The following is a 16590-nucleotide window of genomic DNA, read 5'->3' on the forward strand; positions in this document are numbered from 1 at the left end:
CCGTGAGTCTCCTGTGGGGTCGGTGTCGGTCTTGTGGAAAGCAAAGTCAGCCGTCGTCAGGCCGGCCCGGCCAGCCAGAGCGTGCCGGGCGGCACCGTCTCGTGGGTGGACAGGTTGCGCGGCGCGGTGGGTGTCTCGTCGTCGGTGGCCAGGTGCAGGTGCCAGTCGCCAGGAGGTAGCACGAACGGTGCCGGGCCATTCCCGGCGTTGACCAGCAGCAGCCAGTCACCCTCGCCCGCCTCGCCCTCGAAGCGGACGGCCATGGCGTGGGCCTGGCCGCGTTCCCAGTCGGCGGGTTCCATGGGGCGGCCTTCGGGTGCCAGCCAGCGCAGGCGGGGCTCGTTCGCGGCCGGCTCGGCGGGCCACCAGCGGGTGCGGCGCAGCGGCGCCGCCCGGCGGCGCAGGGCCGTGAGGCGGGCGGTGAAGTCCACCAGCGCGGCATCGGCGCGGGCCCAGTCGATCCAGGTGGTCTCGTTGTCCTGGCAGTAGGCGTTGTTGTTGCCGCCCTGGCTGTGGCCCAACTCGTCGCCCGCCAGCAGCATGGGCGTGCCCTGGGCGCACATCAGCGCCGCCAGCAGGGTGCGCGCCAGGCGCCGGCGGCGGGCCAGGACGGCCGCGTCGTCGGTGTCGCCCTCCACGCCCTGGTTGTGGCCGAGGTTGTGGGCATGGCCGTCGCGGCCCTGCTCGCCGTTGGCCAGGTTGTGGCGCTCGTTGTAGCTGAGCAGGTCGCGCAGGTTGAAGCCGTCGTGCGCGGTGATGAAGTTGACGCTGGCCGTGGGCGCCCGGCCGTCGTGGTGGAACTCGCCGCTGGAGCCGGCGAGCCGGTGTGCGAAGTCGCCGCGGCCCACGGCCCGGTGCAGCCAGAAGGCGCGCTGCGTGTCGCGGAAGCGGTCGTTCCACTCCAGCCAGCCGGGCGGAAAGGCGCCCAGCTGGTAGCCACCGGGGCCGATGTCCCAGGGCTCGGCGATCAGCAGCGCCTGCGAGAGCACCGGGTCCTGCAGGCAGGCGGCCAGGAAGGGTGCGCGGGCGTCGAAGCCGCCATCCGTGCCGCGGCCCAGCATGGGCCCCAGGTCGAAGCGGAAGCCGTCCACGCCCAGCTCGGTCACCCAGTGGCGCAGGGCGTCCATGGCCAGCTGCACCACGCGCGGCTCGGAGAAGTCCAGGCAGTTGCCGCAGCCGCTCCAGTTCTCGTAGAAGGCCGGGGCGTCGGCGCGCAGGCGGTAGTAGAGGGCGTTGTCGATGCCGCGCAGCGAGAGCGTCGGGCCCAGCTCGTCGGTCTCCGCGCTGTGGTTGAACACCACGTCGATCACCAGTTCCATGCCGCGCGCATGCACCGCCTCGGCGAGGGCACGGAACTCGGCCACGGGACTGCCGCCTTCGCTGGCATAGCGCGCCTCGGGCGCGAACCAGCCGATGGGGCTGTAGCCCCAGTAGTTGGCCAGGCCCAGCTTCTGCAGCCGCTCCTCGTCGGCGCGGTGCTGCACGGGCATCAGGCTCAGCGTGGTCACGCCGAGGCGATGCAGATGGTCGAGCACCGCCGGCTGGGCCAGGCCGGCATAGCGGCCGCGGTGCTCCGGCGGCACGGCCGGATGCAGCATGGTGTGGCCCTTGGGGTGCAGCTCGTAGAGCACCCGTTCGCCCGCCGCGATACGCGGCCGCGGCACGGCCAGCGGCGGCAGCGGGGCGGTCACGCGGGCCTTGAGGGCGATGGCGGCGTTGTCGCGTGGGTCGCGCACCTCGGGCTGGCCCGGGACATGGCCGAGGAAGAGGTCTTCGCCCCGGTACTGGCCGACCACCTCGCGCGCATACGGGTCCAGCAGCAGCTTGGCCGGGTTGAAGCGCTGGCCTTCGTGCGGCGCCCAAGGGCCGTGCACGCGCCAGCCGTAGACCAGCCCGGCGCGCGCCGCCGGCAGCAGGCCGTGCCAGACGCCGTCGGTGCAGTGCGCGAGCTTCAGACGCTGCTGCTCGTGGCGGCCCTCGGCGTCGAACAGGCACAGCTCCACCGCTTCGGCCCGCGGTGCGACGAGGGCGAAGTTGACGCCGCCGCCGGGCAGGAGCGTGGCGCCGAGGGGATGCGGCCGACCGGCGAGCAGGCTCATGCGAGGGTCCACCACGTCACCGCCAGCGGCGGCACGGCGATCGCCAGGTGCTGGTCCTGGCCGTGCATCGGCTCGGGCACCGTGTTGGCCATCCCGTTGACCACGCCGCTGCCGCCGAAGCGTTCGCTGTCGGTGTTGAGCACCTCGCGCCAGGCGCCGGCCCGGGGCACGCCCACGCGGTAGTCGTGGCGCACCACGGGCGTGAAGTTGGCCACCGCCAGCAGCAGGGCGCCGTCGGGGGCGCGGCGCACGAAGGCGAAGACGGACTGCGCCTCGTCGTCGTGGACCATCCATTCGAAGCCCTGCGGCTCGCAGTCCTGCTCGAACAGGGCCGGAAAGTGGCGGTACATGCGGTTGAGCTCGCGCACCAGGCGCTGCACGCCCTGGTGCGGCGCGTGGTCGAGCAACTGCCAGTCCAGGCCGCGGTCGTGGCTCCATTCGCGCGTCTGGGCGAACTCGCCACCCATGAACAGCAGCTTCTTGCCCGGATAGGCCCACTGCCAGCCGTACAAAAGCCGCAGCCCGGCAAAGCGCTGCCAGTCGTCGCCGCCGGCCATCTTGTCGATGAGCGGGCCCTTGCCGTGCACCACCTCGTCGTGCGACAGCGGGAGCACGAAGTTCTCGCTGTGGGCGTACATCAGGCCGAAGGTGATCTGCCGGTGCTGGTGGCGGCGGTGCAGCGGATCGGTGTGGGCGTAGGCCAGCGTGTCGTTCATCCAGCCCATGTTCCACTTGTAGTGAAAGCCCAGGCCGCCCGCCTCGGGCGGTTGGGTGACCCGCGGGAAGCTGGTCGATTCCTCGGCGAAGGTGACGGCGCCGGGCCGCTCGGTGCCCACCACCTGGTTCATGCGGCGCAGGAAGGCGATGGCCTCCAGGTTCTCGCGGCCGCCGTGTTCGTTGGGCAGCCACTCGCCGTGCGGGCGGCTGTAGTCCCGGTACAGCATGGAGGCCACCGCATCCACCCGCAGGCCATCGATGCCGAAGCGCTCCAGCCAGTAAAGCGCATTGCCGACCAGGTAGTTGCACACCTCGGTGCGCTTCCAGTTGTAGATGAGCGTGTTCCAGTCGCGGTGGAAGCCCTCGCGCCGGTCCTCGTATTCGTACAGCGCCGTGCCGTCGAAGCGCGCAAGGCCATGTGCATCGGTGGGAAAGTGGGCCGGCACCCAGTCCAGGATCACGCCCAGCCCGGCGGCATGGGCGGCCTGAACGAAATGGCGGAAGTCCTCCGGCGTGCCGAAGCGCGAGGTCGGCGCATACAGGCCGATGGGCTGGTAGCCCCAGGAGCCGTCGAAGGGATGTTCGCTGACGGGCAGCAGCTCCAGGTGGGTGAAGCCCAGCCCGGCGGCATAGGGCACCAGCGTCTCGGCCAGCTCGCGGTAGCTGAGCCATTCATGGCCGTTCTTGCGGCGCCAGGAGCCCAGGTGCACCTCGTAGATGCTGATGGGCGCGTCGCGCCGGTTGGCGGCAGCGCGCTCGGGCGGCAGCGGCAGGGGCGGCGGCAATTCGCGCACCACGCTGGCGGTGCCGGGCCGCAGGCGGGCGCCGAAGGCGTAGGGGTCGGCCTTCCGCAGCAGCGCCCCGTCCGCGGCCAGGATCTCGAATTCGTAGGCATCGCCCGGCTGCACGTGCGGCGCGAAGATCTCCCACACGCCGCATTCGGGGCGCCGCCGCATCAGGTGGCGGCGACCGTCCCAGGTGTTGAAGTCGCCCACCACCGACACCCGTCGCGCATGCGGCGCCCAGACGGCAAAGGCCACGCCGTGCACGCCGGCCTGGACGCGCGGATGCGCGCCCAGCACCTCGAAGGGCCGCAGGTGCGTGCCTTCGGCCAGCAGCCACACGTCCAGGTCGGACAGCACGGGCCCGAAGCGGTAGGGGTCGTGCAGGCGGGAGGCATGGCCGTCGTCCCACTGCACCTGCAACAGGTAGCCCAGTTCGGCCGGGGCGGCGGGCACCAGGGCGGCGAAGACATCCGAGTCGCCCTGGCGCTGCAGCACCGCCAGCGGATCGCCCGAGGCCGCATGCAGCACCGCCACCTGACGCGCCCCCGGCAGCAGGGCCGCGATGCGCAGCCCGCCGGCCACGCGGTGCGGGCCGAGCACGGCGAAGGGGTCGCCATGCTCGGCCCGCATGAGGGACTGGATTTCGCCGTCGGAAAGCATTCGGAAAAGGGGGAAGGCGAAGAGGACGCCGCAGGGGTTCCAAATGTAGCGAATACCCTGCGCCGTCCGGCGGGACGGGAGGCCAGGGCGGTACCGGTGGTCGCCCGCGCCGCAAGCGAGAAACGGGCCACCCCGTGCGGCCTGCGCCAAGCCCTGATAATCGCCGGTCCCCGGCCCGCCCTGCGCCGGGCGCCTGTGCCAAGCCCATGAATCCCACCTACCAACCGAGTGAAGTCGAGTCCGCCGCCCAGGCCGACTGGACCGCCGCCGATGCCTACCGCGTGACCGAAGTCGCGGGCAAGAAGAAGTACTACGCCTGCTCCATGCTGCCGTACCCCAGCGGCAAGCTGCACATGGGCCATGTGCGCAACTACACCATCAACGACATGCTGGCGCGCTACCTGCGCATGAGCGGCTACAACGTGCTCATGCCCATGGGCTGGGACGCCTTCGGCCTGCCGGCGGAGAACGCGGCGCTCAAGAACGGCGTGCCGCCGGCCAAGTGGACGTACGAGAACATCGCGTACATGAAGGGCCAGCTCCAGGCCATGGGCCTGGCCATCGACTGGAGCCGCGAGGTCGCCACCTGCGACCCCAGCTATTACAAGTGGAACCAGTGGCTGTTCCTCAAGATGCTCGAGAAGGGCATCGCCTACCGCAAGACCCAGGTCGTCAACTGGGACCCGGTGGACCAGACCGTGCTGGCCAACGAGCAGGTGATCGACGGCCGCGGCTGGCGCACCGGCGCGCCGGTCGAGAAGCGCGAGATCCCCGGCTACTACCTCAAGATCACCGACTACGCCGAAGAGCTGCTCGACCACGTGCAGCACAAGCTGCCCGGCTGGCCCGAGCGCGTGCGGCTGATGCAGGAGAACTGGATCGGCAAGAGCAGCGGCGTGCGCTTCGCCTTCACGCACGACATCCGCGGTGCGGACGGTGCGCCGATCCAGGACGGCCGCATGTACGTCTTCACGACGCGGGCCGACACCATCATGGGCGTGACCTTCTGCGCCGTGGCGCCGGAGCACCCGCTGGCCGCGCATGCCGCCGCCAGCAACCCCGAGATCGCCGCCTTCATCGCCGAGTGCAAGGCCGGCGGCGTGACCGAGGCCGAGCTGGCCACGCAGGAGAAGAAGGGCGTGCCCACCGGCCTCACGGTCACGCACCCGATCACCGACGAACAGGTCCCCGTCTGGGTCGGCAACTACGTGCTCATGAGCTACGGCGACGGCGCCGTCATGGGCGTGCCGGCGCATGACGAGCGCGACTTCGCCTTCGCCAACAAGTACGGCATCCCGATCGTGCAGGTGGTGCTGGTGGACGACGAGCCGCACTTCGACTTCCACAAGTGGCAGGACTGGTATGCCGACAAGGAGCGCGGCGTCACCATCAACTCCGACAACTTCAGCGGCATGCGCCACCAGGAGGCGGTGGACGCCGTGGCGCACGCGCTGGAGGAAAAGGGCCTGGGCGCCAAGAAGACCACCTGGCGCCTGCGCGACTGGGGCATCAGCCGCCAGCGCTACTGGGGCACGCCGATCCCCATCATCCACTGCCCCGACTGCGGCCCCGTGCCCGTGCCCGAGCAGGACCTGCCCGTGGTGCTGCCCACCGACTGCGTGCCCGACGGCAGCGGCAATCCGCTGAACAAGCGCGAGGACTTCCTCGCCTGCACCTGTCCCACCTGCGGCAAGCCGGCCCGCCGCGAGACGGACACGATGGACACCTTCGTGGACAGCTCGTGGTACTTCATGCGCTACTGCGACCCGGCCAACGACCAGGCCATGGTGGCCGACGGCGCCCGCTACTGGATGCGGGGCCAGGGCAATGCCGCTGGCGGCAGCGGCATGGACCAGTACATCGGCGGCATCGAGCACGCCATCCTGCACCTGCTGTACGCGCGCTTCTGGACCAAGGTGATGCGCGACCTGGGCCTGGTGACGATCGACGAGCCCTTCACCCGCCTGCTCACGCAGGGCATGGTGCTCAACCACATCTATTTCAAGCGCAACGCCAAGGGCGGCAAGGACTACTTCCCGCCCTCCGAGGTCACGCCCACGCTGGACGCGCAGGGCCGCATCACCGGCGGCACCACGGCCGACGGCACGGTGGTCGAGTACGGCGGCGTCGGCAAGATGGGCAAGAGCGAGCGCAACGGCGTCGACCCGCAGGAGCTGATCGAGAAGTACGGCGCCGACACCGCGCGCCTGTACACCATGTTCACCGCGCCGCCCGAGGCCACGCTGGAGTGGAACGACGCGGCGGTGGAAGGCAGCTTCCGCTTCCTGCGTCGCGTGTGGAACTTCGGCCAGGCGCTGGCCGCGATGCCCGCCGCCGATGGCGCCGCGCCCGGCAAGGCCGCCAAGGCCCTGCGCCGTGAGGTGCACACCGTGCTGCGCCAGGTCGACTACGACTACCAGCGCATGCAGTACAACACCGTCGTCTCCGGCGCGATGAAGCTGCTCAACGCGCTCGAAGGTTTCAAGGCCGAGGGCGAGGAAGGCGGCGTGGCCGCGCTGCGCGAAGGCTTCGGCATCCTGCTGCGGGTGCTCTACCCGGTCACGCCGCACCTGACGCACCAGCTGTGGAAGCAGCTCGGCTACGCGGATGCGCAGGGCGTGCTGCTCGATGCGCCCTGGCCCGTGGTCGACGAAAGCGCCCTGGCGCAGGACGAGGTCGAACTCATGCTGCAGATCAATGGCAAGCTGCGCGGCGCCGTGGTGGTGCCGGCCAGCGCCGACAAGGCCGAGATCGAGGCCCTGGCCGTGGCCAGCGAGGCCTTCACCAAGCATGCGAACGGCCAGGCCGTGAAGCGTGTGATCGTGGTGCCGGGTCGCCTGGTCAACGTGGTGGTGGCATGACGACGGGCGCGCGCCTTGCCGGGCGGCCGTCGGACACGGCGCAGCGCGTCTCGCGCCGCGGCCTGCTGGCGGGTGCGGCCATGCTGCCCGTGGCCGCGCTGCTGGGCGGCTGCGGCTTCCGGCTGCGCGGGGCCGCGCAGTTTCCCTTCCGCTCCATCGCCGTGACCGGTGTACCGGGCGTGGCCGCCGAGCTGCGCCGCGCCTTGCGCGGCCAGGGCGACCTGAAGGTGCTGGCCAACACCGACCCGGTGGCCGAGGCCGAGGCCATCTGTGAGCTCAGCGACGAGTCCCGCAACAGCGCCATCCTTTCGACCAATTCCACGGGCCAGGCCCGCGACCTGTCGATCACGCTGCAGATCAGCTACCGGCTGCGCACCAAGGACGGCCGCGAGCTGATCCCCAAGACCTCGATCACGCTGTCGCGCGACATCAGCTACAACGAGAACACCGTGCTGGCCAAGGAAGCGGAACAGAACTTCCTGTACCGCGACATGATGCAGGACATGGCCCAGCAGCTGGTGCGCCGCCTGGCGGCGGCCAAGCCGCCCGCCGCGTCCTGAGTCCGTCGTCCCGATGCAACTGGCCGCCGCCCAGCTCGACGCGCACCTGGCCAAGGGCCTGCGCACCCTCTACACCGTGCACGGCGACGAGCCGCTGCTGGTGCAGGAGGCGGCCGACGCCATCCGCACGGCGGGCCGCGCGGCCGGCTACACCGAGCGCAGCAGCTTCACCGTGGCCGGCGCCCACTTCGACTGGAGCAGCGTGCTGGCCGCGGGCGGCTCGCTCAGCCTCTTCGCCGACCGGCAGCTGATCGAGATCCGCATCCCGTCGGGCAAGCCCGGCAAGGACGGCAGTACCGCCCTGCAGCAGATCGCCGAGGGGGCCTCGGCCAGCGATGGCACGCTCACGCTGGTCTTCCTGCCGCGGCTGGACAAGATGACCAAGAGCGGGGCCTGGTTCGGTGCCCTGGAGTCGCACGGCGTCACGCTGCAGGTCGACCCGGTCGAACGCGGCGCCCTGCCGCAGTGGATCGCCCAGCGCCTGGCGCGCCAGGGCCAGCGCGTGAAGGCCGGCGAGGAGGGCCAGCGCACGCTGCAGTTCTTCGCCGACCGGGTGGAAGGCAACCTGCTCGCCGCCCATCAGGAGATCCAGAAGCTCGCCCTGCTGCACCCGCCGGGTGAGCTGGGCTGGGAACAGGTCGAGGCCGCCGTCAACAACGTGGCACGCTACGACGTGTTCAAGCTGTCGGACGCGGTGCTCTCGGGCAACGCCCCGCGCGTGGCCCGCATGCTCAGCGGCCTGCAGGCCGAGGGCGAGGCGGCGGTGCTGGTGCACTACACGCTGGCCGAGGACATCCGCGCCCTCAAGCGCGTGCGCGACGCCATGGAGGCGGGCCGTCCGCTGCCCATGGCCCTGCGCGAGAACCGCATCTGGGGCCCGCGCGAACGCGCCTTCGAGCGCGTGCTGCCGCGCCTCACCCCGCGCGCGCTGGCGCGCCTGCTGCGCGCCGCGCATGTCACCGACGGCATCGTCAAGGGCCTCAAGCAGCCCGACTGGCCCGCCGACCCCTGGCAGGCGCTGCAGCGGCTGGGGCTGATGACGGCGAAGCTGTGCGCGTGAGCGCTGCAGAAGACGCCCCCATCGCCATCGTCGGCGCCATGCACGAGGAGCTGGCGGCCCTGCTTGCCGCCATGCCCGACGAACAGGCCGAGACGGTCGCCGGCCGCCAGTTCTGGCGCGGCCACCTGGAGGGCCGGCCGGTGGTCGTGGTGCTCTCGCGCATCGGCAAGGTCGCCGCCGCCACCACGGCCGCCGTGCTGCTGGCGCGCTACGGCGTGCGGGCCGTGCTCTTCACCGGCGTGGCCGGCGGCCTGGGCGACGGCGTGGCCGTGGGCGACGTGGTGGTGGCGCGTGAGCTGCTGCAGCACGACATGGACGCCTCGCCGCTCTTTCCGCGGCACGAGGTGCCACTGACCGGCGTGGCCCGTTTTGCGGCCGACGCCGCGCTGGCCGACGCCCTGGCCGCCGCGGCGCAGGAGGTGCTGGCCGCGTTGCCCACGCACCTGCCGGCCGAGGTGCAGGCCGAGTTCGCGCTGACGCAGGCGCGGCTGCACCGCGGCCTGATCGTGAGCGGTGACCGCTTCGTCGCCACGGCGGCGGAGAGCGCGGCGCTGCGCAACGCGTTGCCCGATGCGCTGGTCGTGGAGATGGAAGGCGCCGCCGTCGCCCAGGTCTGCCACGACTGGGGTGTTCCGTTTGCGGCTGTGCGCACCGTCTCCGATCGCGCCGACGACGCGGCCCATGCCGACTTCGGCCGCTTCGTGGCCCGCGTGGCCAGCCCGTTCAGCGCGGCCATCGTGCGGCGGGCCCTGACGCGGCTGTAGCTTCCAGCTCGCGCCAGCCGGGCACGTGCGCCGTGAGCAGGGCCTTGAACAGGCGCCCATGATTGGGCAGGCGCAGGTGCAGCAACTCGTGCACGATGACGTAGTCCTGGAAGTCTCCGGTCCGGTGCACCAGGTCGTAGGCCAGTGTCACCGTGCCACTGGACGTGCAAGAGCCCCACTTCCTGTCCATGTCCTGAACGCGCACGGTTCGAGGATTGACCCGCAGCCTGACGGCCCAGGCCATGGTCCGCTGCCGCAGTTCCTGCACGGCGTCGCCAGATCCTCTGCGGCGCCCCGCAGCACGCCGCGCCCGATCACCCGAGCCCTCCCTCATCGTTCCGAATCCTTGAGCAAGGTGGCGACGACCGTGTCGACGACGCGCGTCATGGCTGCCGTGGTCAGCTTCAGCAAGGGCTGGTACAGCGCACCGCGCAGGCGCCGTCTTTCGTCCGAGTTGACGGCGGCATTCGGAAACTTGTCCCACTGGACTTCCACTTCCCGCGCCAGCGTCATGGGGTCGATGTGGGCTGCCTTCAGATCCGGGTCGTCGCGCAGCGTCCAGTAGACGCCGAAGGCACGGCTGGACAGGCCGCTCGCTGCCGTCGCTTTCATCGCTTCCTCTTTTTCCGCAGCCAGGGCTGCAAGCTGGTCGATGGCCGCCAGGCCGGTGGTCCGGCGCTGTTCCATGTCCTTGAGGATGCGCTCGGCCCGGTCCTTCAACGGCTGCAGAACAGGCGCGGCGCTGGCGTCCTCGTCGATCTCCTTCTGCAGACCCCGGACCAGGTTGAACACCTTGCCTTCGTCGGTGCCCGAGTCGTCCCGCAGCGACTGCAGCGTCTTGGTGTCGAAGGTGATGCTCTTGGTCAGCCGGCCCAGGCCCTGCTGGGTGGCGTTCTCCTCGATCAGCCGGCGGGTCTTGTAGGCCAGATCCGCGATGAAGCCCACCTTTTCCGCATAGGCGTTACGCACGGCGGCATACAGCACCGAAAGTTGCTTGTAGATGGCGATGTGGTCGCGCAGCTCGGGCGAAGGCGACAGGATTTCCCACAGGGCCTCGATTTCCTTGTAGCGCTCGAAGAAGGCCTTGCGCACCGCGGCGTCCAGGAAGCGCCCGTAGACCACCCGCTCCAACTGCTCGTCGGCCCTGCCGTCGCCCACATCGCCCAGGTAGTCTGCCTTGACCTGAACGATCTTCTGCAGGAAGTCGGCCAGCAGCACGTCCAGGTCTTCGATGACCCCGCTCACATCGGCAGAGTCGAACTTCAGTGCCTTCCTCAGCTCGCGCAGCACCCCCACGAAGTCCACCACCAGGCCAACCTTCTTGCTGACGCCCTGGGCATCCACATAGGGCCGGTTGACCCGTGCAATGCTCTGCAGCAGCACATGGTCGCGCATGGGCTTGTCCAGGTACAGGCAGTACAGCGGCGGCGCGTCGTAGCCGGTCAGCAGCTTGTCGGTGACGATCAGGATCTTGGGCTCGCGGTCGGGCTTCTTGAACAGCAGGCGCACATCCTCTTCGCGCTCAGGGCTGATCTGCAGCTGGGCCACCAGCGGCCGGTCCACGATGTCCGCCGCGTTGTCGGTGTAGACCGGCACGGTCCACTCGGGCGGCAGCAGCTTGTCCAGGGCGCGCTTGTACTTGGCGCAGGCCTCGCGGTTGACCGCGACGACGAAGGCCTTGTAGCCCAGCGGCATCACGTTGTCCTGGAAGTGCCGGGCCACGAATGCCGCCACGTTCTCGATGCGCTCGTCGGCGCACAGGAAGGTGCGCAGGCCGACCGAGCGGTCCAGCACCTTGTTCAGCTCGTCGATGTCGGTGATGCCCTCGGCGTCGGCCAGCTCGAAGAACTCCTTGTCCAGCTGTTCCGCGGGAACGGTCATCTCGGAAGGTGCCATCACATGCTTGATCGGCAGCGTGGTCTCGTCCTCGATGGACTCCTTGATCGAGTACTTGTCCAGATAGCCCAGGTCGTCCTGCGCGCCGAAGATCTTGAACGTGCCTTCGCCCTGCGCGTTGTTGGCGATGGGCGTGCCGGTGAAGCCGAGGATGGTGGCATTGGGCAAGGCCGCCATCAGGTAGGTGCCCAGGTCCTTGGCCACCGAGCGGTGCGCCTCGTCGATGAACACGTACACGTTGTCGCGGGTGCAGCTGGCCTTGGCGATGCCCTCGAACTTGTGGATCATCGAGACGATCAGGCCGCGGAAGTCGCCGTCCAGCAACGACTGGAGCTCGGCCTTGGAGTTGGCCCGCCTGGTGGCGATGTCCTGCTTCTGCATCTCGCCCAGCAGACGCTCCACCCAGCCCTTGAGCTGACCTTCGAGTTCCGTGCGGTCCACCACCAGGATGACGGTGGCATTCTGGAACCGGGCCTTGTCCTCCAGGATGCGCCGGGCGGCCGTCAGCAGCGTGAACGTCTTGCCCGAGCCCTGGGTGTGCCAGATCAGGCCGCGCGTCTTGCTCGGGTCGGCGCAGCGGTCCAGCACCGCCTGGATGGCGCGCTGCTGGTGCTGCCGCAGCACCGACTTGCGCGTTTCGCCGTCCTGCACGTAGAACAGGATCCAGTGCTGCAGCGTGCGCAGGAAGTCGGTGGGCTCGAAGAAGGACTGCACCGCGAAGCGGTAGGTCTCTTCAGGCATCTGCTTCCACCGCGCCATGTCGCGGCGGGTGACGTTCCAGGTGACGCCGTACCAGTAGTCCAGCAGGTGCGTCACGTTGAAGAGCTGGGTGCTGGCCAGCAGCTCGGGTGTCTCCAGCTCGTAGCGGCGCAGCTGCTTGATGCCGCGCTCGATGGCGTCGCCGTCCTTGGGGTTCTTGTGCTCGACGATGCACATCGGCACGCCGTTGACGAGGAACATCACGTCGGCCCGGTTGCCCTTGCGCGCGGGCGGCTTGATCTTCCATTCCCAGGTCACGTGGAAGTCGTTGGCAGCGGGCACGCCGAAGTCGATCAGCGTGACGCGCCGATGGCGCTTTTCGGCCTCGTCGTACCAGCCCTGCTCGCCCCGCAGCCAGGCCAGGAGCTGGCGGTTGCCTTCGATGGTGGGCGGCAGCGCCTCCAGGGCGTCGATCACGCCGCGCACGCCTTCGTCATTGAGCCATGGGTTGAACGCCCGGAGCTTGTGCGTCAGCTCGCCGCGCAGGAAGCCGCCTGCTTCGCCGCCGCGCCGGTACAGCGCATCCGCCGGTTTCAACGGCGTCCAGCCGACTTCGACCGCATGGTCGACCATCGGGAACTGGACGCTGCCGGCTTCGCCGATCTTGAGTTCACTCATGGGGATGGGCTTTCAGGGCAAGGTGCTATTTCTCGGGGCCGGCCAGCCTGGAGGCCTGCTTCGGCAGCTTTTTGGCCTCGGACTTCAGCCGGCGCTCCAGCTTCTTCACGTCCTCCGCGGCCGGCAGTTCCTCGGGCACGATGTCCCGGTCGGTCAGCAGCTTGCGCACGTCGCGGTTGTTCTTGACGTGCTCATGGGTGATGCTGGTCTCACCGCGCAGGTCGCGCTGCTTCACCTGCGTGTTGGTGATCTCGTTGGCGAAGTCCTTGGCCTTGATCGTGATCGTGGGCAGGAAGTCCGCCAGCGGCCGCCCCTCCGGCACCGCCAGCCGCCCCTTCATGTTCTGCGTGCTCAGGCCGCCGAACAGGGCGGCGTCGCCCTTGCTCAAGATGCGGCCGAAGCCCTGGCTGTCGATGCCGCGCTCGTAGAGCACGCCAGACAGTTCCTTCTGCGACAGCGTCAGCTTTTCGCGGGCCTGCAGCCGCTCCCACTCGGCGATGCGGGTTTCGATCAGCTCCTGCTTGCGCGTCTGCACCGCGAAGTAGGTCATCGCGAAGGCGATGGCGTCCTTGCGCGGGTCGCCGTTCTGGGCGATCAGGTAGCAGGCGTAGCGGGTGAGGGCGATGTCTTCTACCTCGCGCTCTGCCGTCTTGCCGAGCTCGATCATTTTGTTGACGTCAACAAAATGATCGGCCACCGGTTGACCGGCGTTCTGGCAGGCGACCTTGGCCTTGTCGATGACCTGGCTGAAGTTGCGCCACTCCTTGTAGCCCAGCAGCGCCTGCAGCTCGCGCGCCAGCCAGTACTCCACGCCGTCCTTCTGGTGGGCGCAGTCCTCGAAGCTCTTGTGCAGCTTGGTGATCAGTTCCTTCTTCATCTTTTCTCCCTGGTTTGCGTTGATTCAGGCGGTGGGTTGCAGTGCGCTGAGGTCCAGATCGTTGACGTCGATCTCGCCGGTCATCAGCTTGTGCAGAAGTGCCTTGAACAGCTCTTCGAGCACGGCTCGCTTCTTTTGATGCAGAGCGATCTTGGCGTCGATGGCGTCGAGGATTTCCGCGATCTCGTTCTGCTCCGCTAACGGCGGCAAGGGAACTGGCAAGCTGCGCAGGAACGCGCAGGTCAGCGCACCTTTGGTGCTGCCGCCACCTGCGCCGACTTGGCGCAGATAGTCGTATTGCGTTTCCAGGTAGCCACGCAGAAAGGCAGGATTCGCGCGGGTGGTGTCGGTCTGCACATATGCCACGTGCTGACTGACCGTGGCCTCCGTGCGGAGAACAGCACAATGTCCCAGTGTCTTGCCTTGACCAGTGATCGCCATCAGCAGCGCGCCAGGCTGGACCTTGGGAAGATGGCATTCCCGAAGCGCAGTGTCCGTAACGAACTCGTCACCACGAATGACGTCGCGGTCGTACACCTTAGCGCTCGTCAGCCAGGGATAGTGCCCGCCGTCCCAATACGCGCTAACAGTTCTCTTCGGAGTAGAGCCATTTCCCACTCGGCCCAGACTACCGAGGGGCACCACCTCCCAACTCAGTGGAACGGAGCCAATATCCGTTTCCTCCTTGGTCTCCCCGTGCAGTCCGCGCGAGAACACTACTTCCGTGCATGCTGCCTTAAGTCGCTCGGCTGCGGTGATCAGGTCAAACTGCTGCAAAAGCGAAGCGCGAACCGCATTCAGAAGGATCGTGATTCGGCGCTGTACGTCCAGACTTGGCAGTGGGATTTCGCTGTCTAGAACGTCCTGGTCACGGATCGCTGGATAGCTGGCGCCCGTCTCATGAAGCGCCAGTGCGGCGATGAAGTCATCGCTCGCAACCGCATAGAACAGGTAGTCGGGGTCAACGATAGTCCTGTCGGGCCTGAGTACACAAAAAGCGGTAGACGCCACTTCTCCGTGAAGTACCGGCGGAACCTTGGCGATCCTTTTCAAGCCTGGACGTATGGTCGCAATGATCGTGTCGTCGGCTTCAATGAGCTTTCTTGCTCTGCTCGGTGCCGTCGCAGCATGAATGACCTCGGCGGCACCGATTTGAAGCTTCTCTCGGGAGACAGCAGACACATCGACATACCGAATCTCTTGGCGCGCCTGTTGGCTGGGGTTCCACGTTCTGGTGCGTTGAGTGATTGATCGAATCGTCGGCATTGCTCACTCACCAATGGTCTGGAGCAACTTGGCGAGCTTGGCATCAAGCTTCGCTTCGTCCTGGCAGAGCCTATTGAACTCGCGGATCAGGGCGCCAAGGTCTGCATCTTTGTCTTGTTCGTTGCAGTTGACCCACCGGCTCGGACTCAAGTTGTAGTCCGCCTCCGCCGCCTGCGCCTGCGTGATGACCGCCAACTCACCCTCGACAGCCTCGCCCTTCAGGTACATCGCCGCCAGCGGACGTATCGCATCCTCGGGCAGGTAGTTCTTCGGCCGGCCCTTCCTGAAGCGCTTGCTCGCATTCAGCAGCACGATGCGGCCTTGCCGCGCCGCGGGCTTGCGCTTGTTCAGCACCACGATGATGCCGGCCGCCGTGGTGTTGTAGAACAGGTTGTCGGGCAGCAGGATCACGCCGTCGATCAGGTCCTGCTCCACGAACCACTTGCGGATGTTGCGCTCCTTGTCTTCGTTCTTGGAACCGCTGCCGCGCGTCACCGCGCCGGTGTCCAGCACCACGGCCGCGCGACCGTGGTCGTTCAGGCAGGCCAGCGTGTGCTGCAGCCAGGCCCAGTCGCCCTTGCCGCTGGTGATGCCGCCGGTGGTGCGGAAGCGGTCGTACGGGTCGTGGGCGAAGGTGCTGTCCGCGTCGAAGGGCTGGTTCCACATCGGGTTGGCGATCACGATGTCGAAGGCCTGGATGCGCCCGTCCGGCGTGCGGAACTTGGGGTTCAGCATGCTGTTGCCGCGGGCCAGCGTGATGTCCATGTCGTGGATCGTGGCGTTCATGTGGGCCACGGCATAGCTGGCGCCTTCCAGTTCCTGGCCGTAGAGCTTGAGCGGCACCTTGGCGATCGGGTCAAGCTCGCGCGAGACGAGCTGCAGCTTGATGAGCAGGCCGCCAGAGCCGCAGGCGAAGTCGTGGCAGGTCTCGCCCGGCCGCGGGCGCAGGATGTGCGCCATCAGGAAGCCGGCTTCGGTGGGCGTGAAGAATTCGCCCGCACTCTGCCCGGAACCTTCGGCGAACTTGCGCAGCAGGTACTCGTAGGCCCGACCCAGGAAGTCGGGCTGCACGTCGGCCAAGCCCAGGCGGTAGCGCGGGTCCGAGAAGGTCTCGATCACCTCGCGCAGCTTGGCGGGGTTGATGTCCCGCTCGCCGTTGCGCTCGGCGGCGAAGTCCACCACATCGATCACGCCGGACAGGCTGGGGTTGTGCTTGACCACGCCGCGCAGCGCGCGGGTGAGGTGCTCGCCAGCATCCTTGGGCGCCGTGCTGCGCCCCCGGTCGTCCGCGGGCCATGCGAAGGGCTCGCGACCGCTGATCACGCCCCATCGTGCCTCCGGCGGCAGGTAGAAGCGCAGCAGCGAATGGTCGGCTTCGGCGATCTGCAGGGCGGTTCTCCTGTCGCCGTAGTCCTCGGCCAGGCGTTCGACTTCGTCATCGAACACATCGGACAGACGCTTGAGGAAGACCAGCGGCAGCAGGTAGTCCTTGAACTTGGCTGCGTCCTTTTCGCCGCGAATCGAGCACGCGGCATCCCAGAGCATCTGCTCCATCGGCTTGGTGGTGGTGGTCGCGACGTGCAGGCTCGTCTTGCGGCGACGGCTGACCTCGACGGCGGCTGTCTCAGGGCTGATTTGGTGTGCCGACAGGCCTGCCTCGGCCGCGAG

General features: G+C 68.4%; 11 protein-coding genes. 4 read left to right on the plus strand and 7 right to left on the minus strand.

All coding sequences use genetic code 11. The annotated features are described in order from the left end of the window. Positions 1-56: 56 nt before the first annotated feature. The gene (glgX, locus tag ACT54X_RS01155; RefSeq protein WP_476344556.1) at positions 57-2099 is read right to left on the minus strand and encodes a glycogen debranching protein GlgX; all 2043 of its coding nucleotides are present in this window, start codon (positions 2097-2099) and stop codon (positions 57-59) included. Then, positions 2096-4261, minus strand: a complete 2166-nt coding sequence (gene glgB / locus ACT54X_RS01160; protein ID WP_476344558.1) for a 1,4-alpha-glucan branching protein GlgB — start codon at positions 4259-4261, stop codon at positions 2096-2098. Before glgB ends, glgX begins: the two co-directional genes overlap by 4 nt. A 206-nt stretch (positions 4262-4467) precedes the next feature. Between glgB and leuS the strand changes: the two genes are divergently transcribed. Genes leuS through ACT54X_RS01180 form a run of 4 tightly spaced genes read left to right on the plus strand, consistent with a single transcriptional unit; the run spans position 4468 to position 9506 of the window. Further along, entirely contained in the window at positions 4468-7122 is a 2655-nt protein-coding gene (gene leuS / locus ACT54X_RS01165) for a leucine--tRNA ligase (RefSeq protein WP_476344560.1), read from the plus strand. Beyond that, the gene (locus ACT54X_RS01170) at positions 7119-7682 is read left to right on the plus strand and encodes an LPS-assembly lipoprotein LptE (RefSeq protein ID WP_234193695.1); all 564 of its coding nucleotides are present in this window, start codon (positions 7119-7121) and stop codon (positions 7680-7682) included. The genes leuS and ACT54X_RS01170 overlap by 4 nt, the downstream gene beginning before the upstream one ends. A 13-nt stretch (positions 7683-7695) precedes the next feature. After that, positions 7696-8742, plus strand: coding sequence for a DNA polymerase III subunit delta (holA, locus tag ACT54X_RS01175; RefSeq protein WP_294366386.1), 1047 nt, complete (start codon positions 7696-7698; stop codon positions 8740-8742). Positions 8743-8780: 38 nt separating this feature from the next. Further along, positions 8781-9506 (plus strand): 5'-methylthioadenosine/adenosylhomocysteine nucleosidase, encoded by a 726-nt coding sequence (locus ACT54X_RS01180; RefSeq protein ID WP_294366770.1) that lies wholly within the window; start codon positions 8781-8783, stop codon positions 9504-9506. Here the strand turns inward: ACT54X_RS01180 and ACT54X_RS01185 are convergent. The 5 genes from ACT54X_RS01185 to ACT54X_RS01205 form a co-directional block, all read right to left on the minus strand. Continuing rightward, positions 9466-9774 (minus strand): M48 metallopeptidase family protein, encoded by a 309-nt coding sequence (locus ACT54X_RS01185; RefSeq protein WP_294366388.1) that lies wholly within the window; start codon positions 9772-9774, stop codon positions 9466-9468. The genes ACT54X_RS01180 and ACT54X_RS01185 overlap by 41 nt on opposite strands. Positions 9775-9836: 62 nt before the next feature. After that, positions 9837-12779, minus strand: coding sequence for a type I restriction endonuclease subunit R (locus ACT54X_RS01190; protein WP_476344564.1), 2943 nt, complete (start codon positions 12777-12779; stop codon positions 9837-9839). A gap of 25 nt (positions 12780-12804) precedes the next feature. Beyond that, the gene (gene dinD, locus ACT54X_RS01195) at positions 12805-13656 is read right to left on the minus strand and encodes a DNA damage-inducible protein D (protein WP_476344565.1); all 852 of its coding nucleotides are present in this window, start codon (positions 13654-13656) and stop codon (positions 12805-12807) included. 24 nt (positions 13657-13680) lie between these two features. Further along, positions 13681-14922, minus strand: a complete 1242-nt coding sequence (locus tag ACT54X_RS01200) for a restriction endonuclease subunit S (RefSeq protein ID WP_476344567.1) — start codon at positions 14920-14922, stop codon at positions 13681-13683. 3 nt (positions 14923-14925) lie between these two features. Beyond that, a complete protein-coding gene (locus ACT54X_RS01205; protein WP_476345086.1) occupies positions 14926-16476 on the minus strand; it encodes a type I restriction-modification system subunit M in 1551 nt (516 codons plus the stop codon). Positions 16477-16590: the final 114 nt, after the last annotated feature.

The sequence above is a fragment of the Pseudacidovorax sp. DMC4 genome (genome assembly GCF_056314265.1).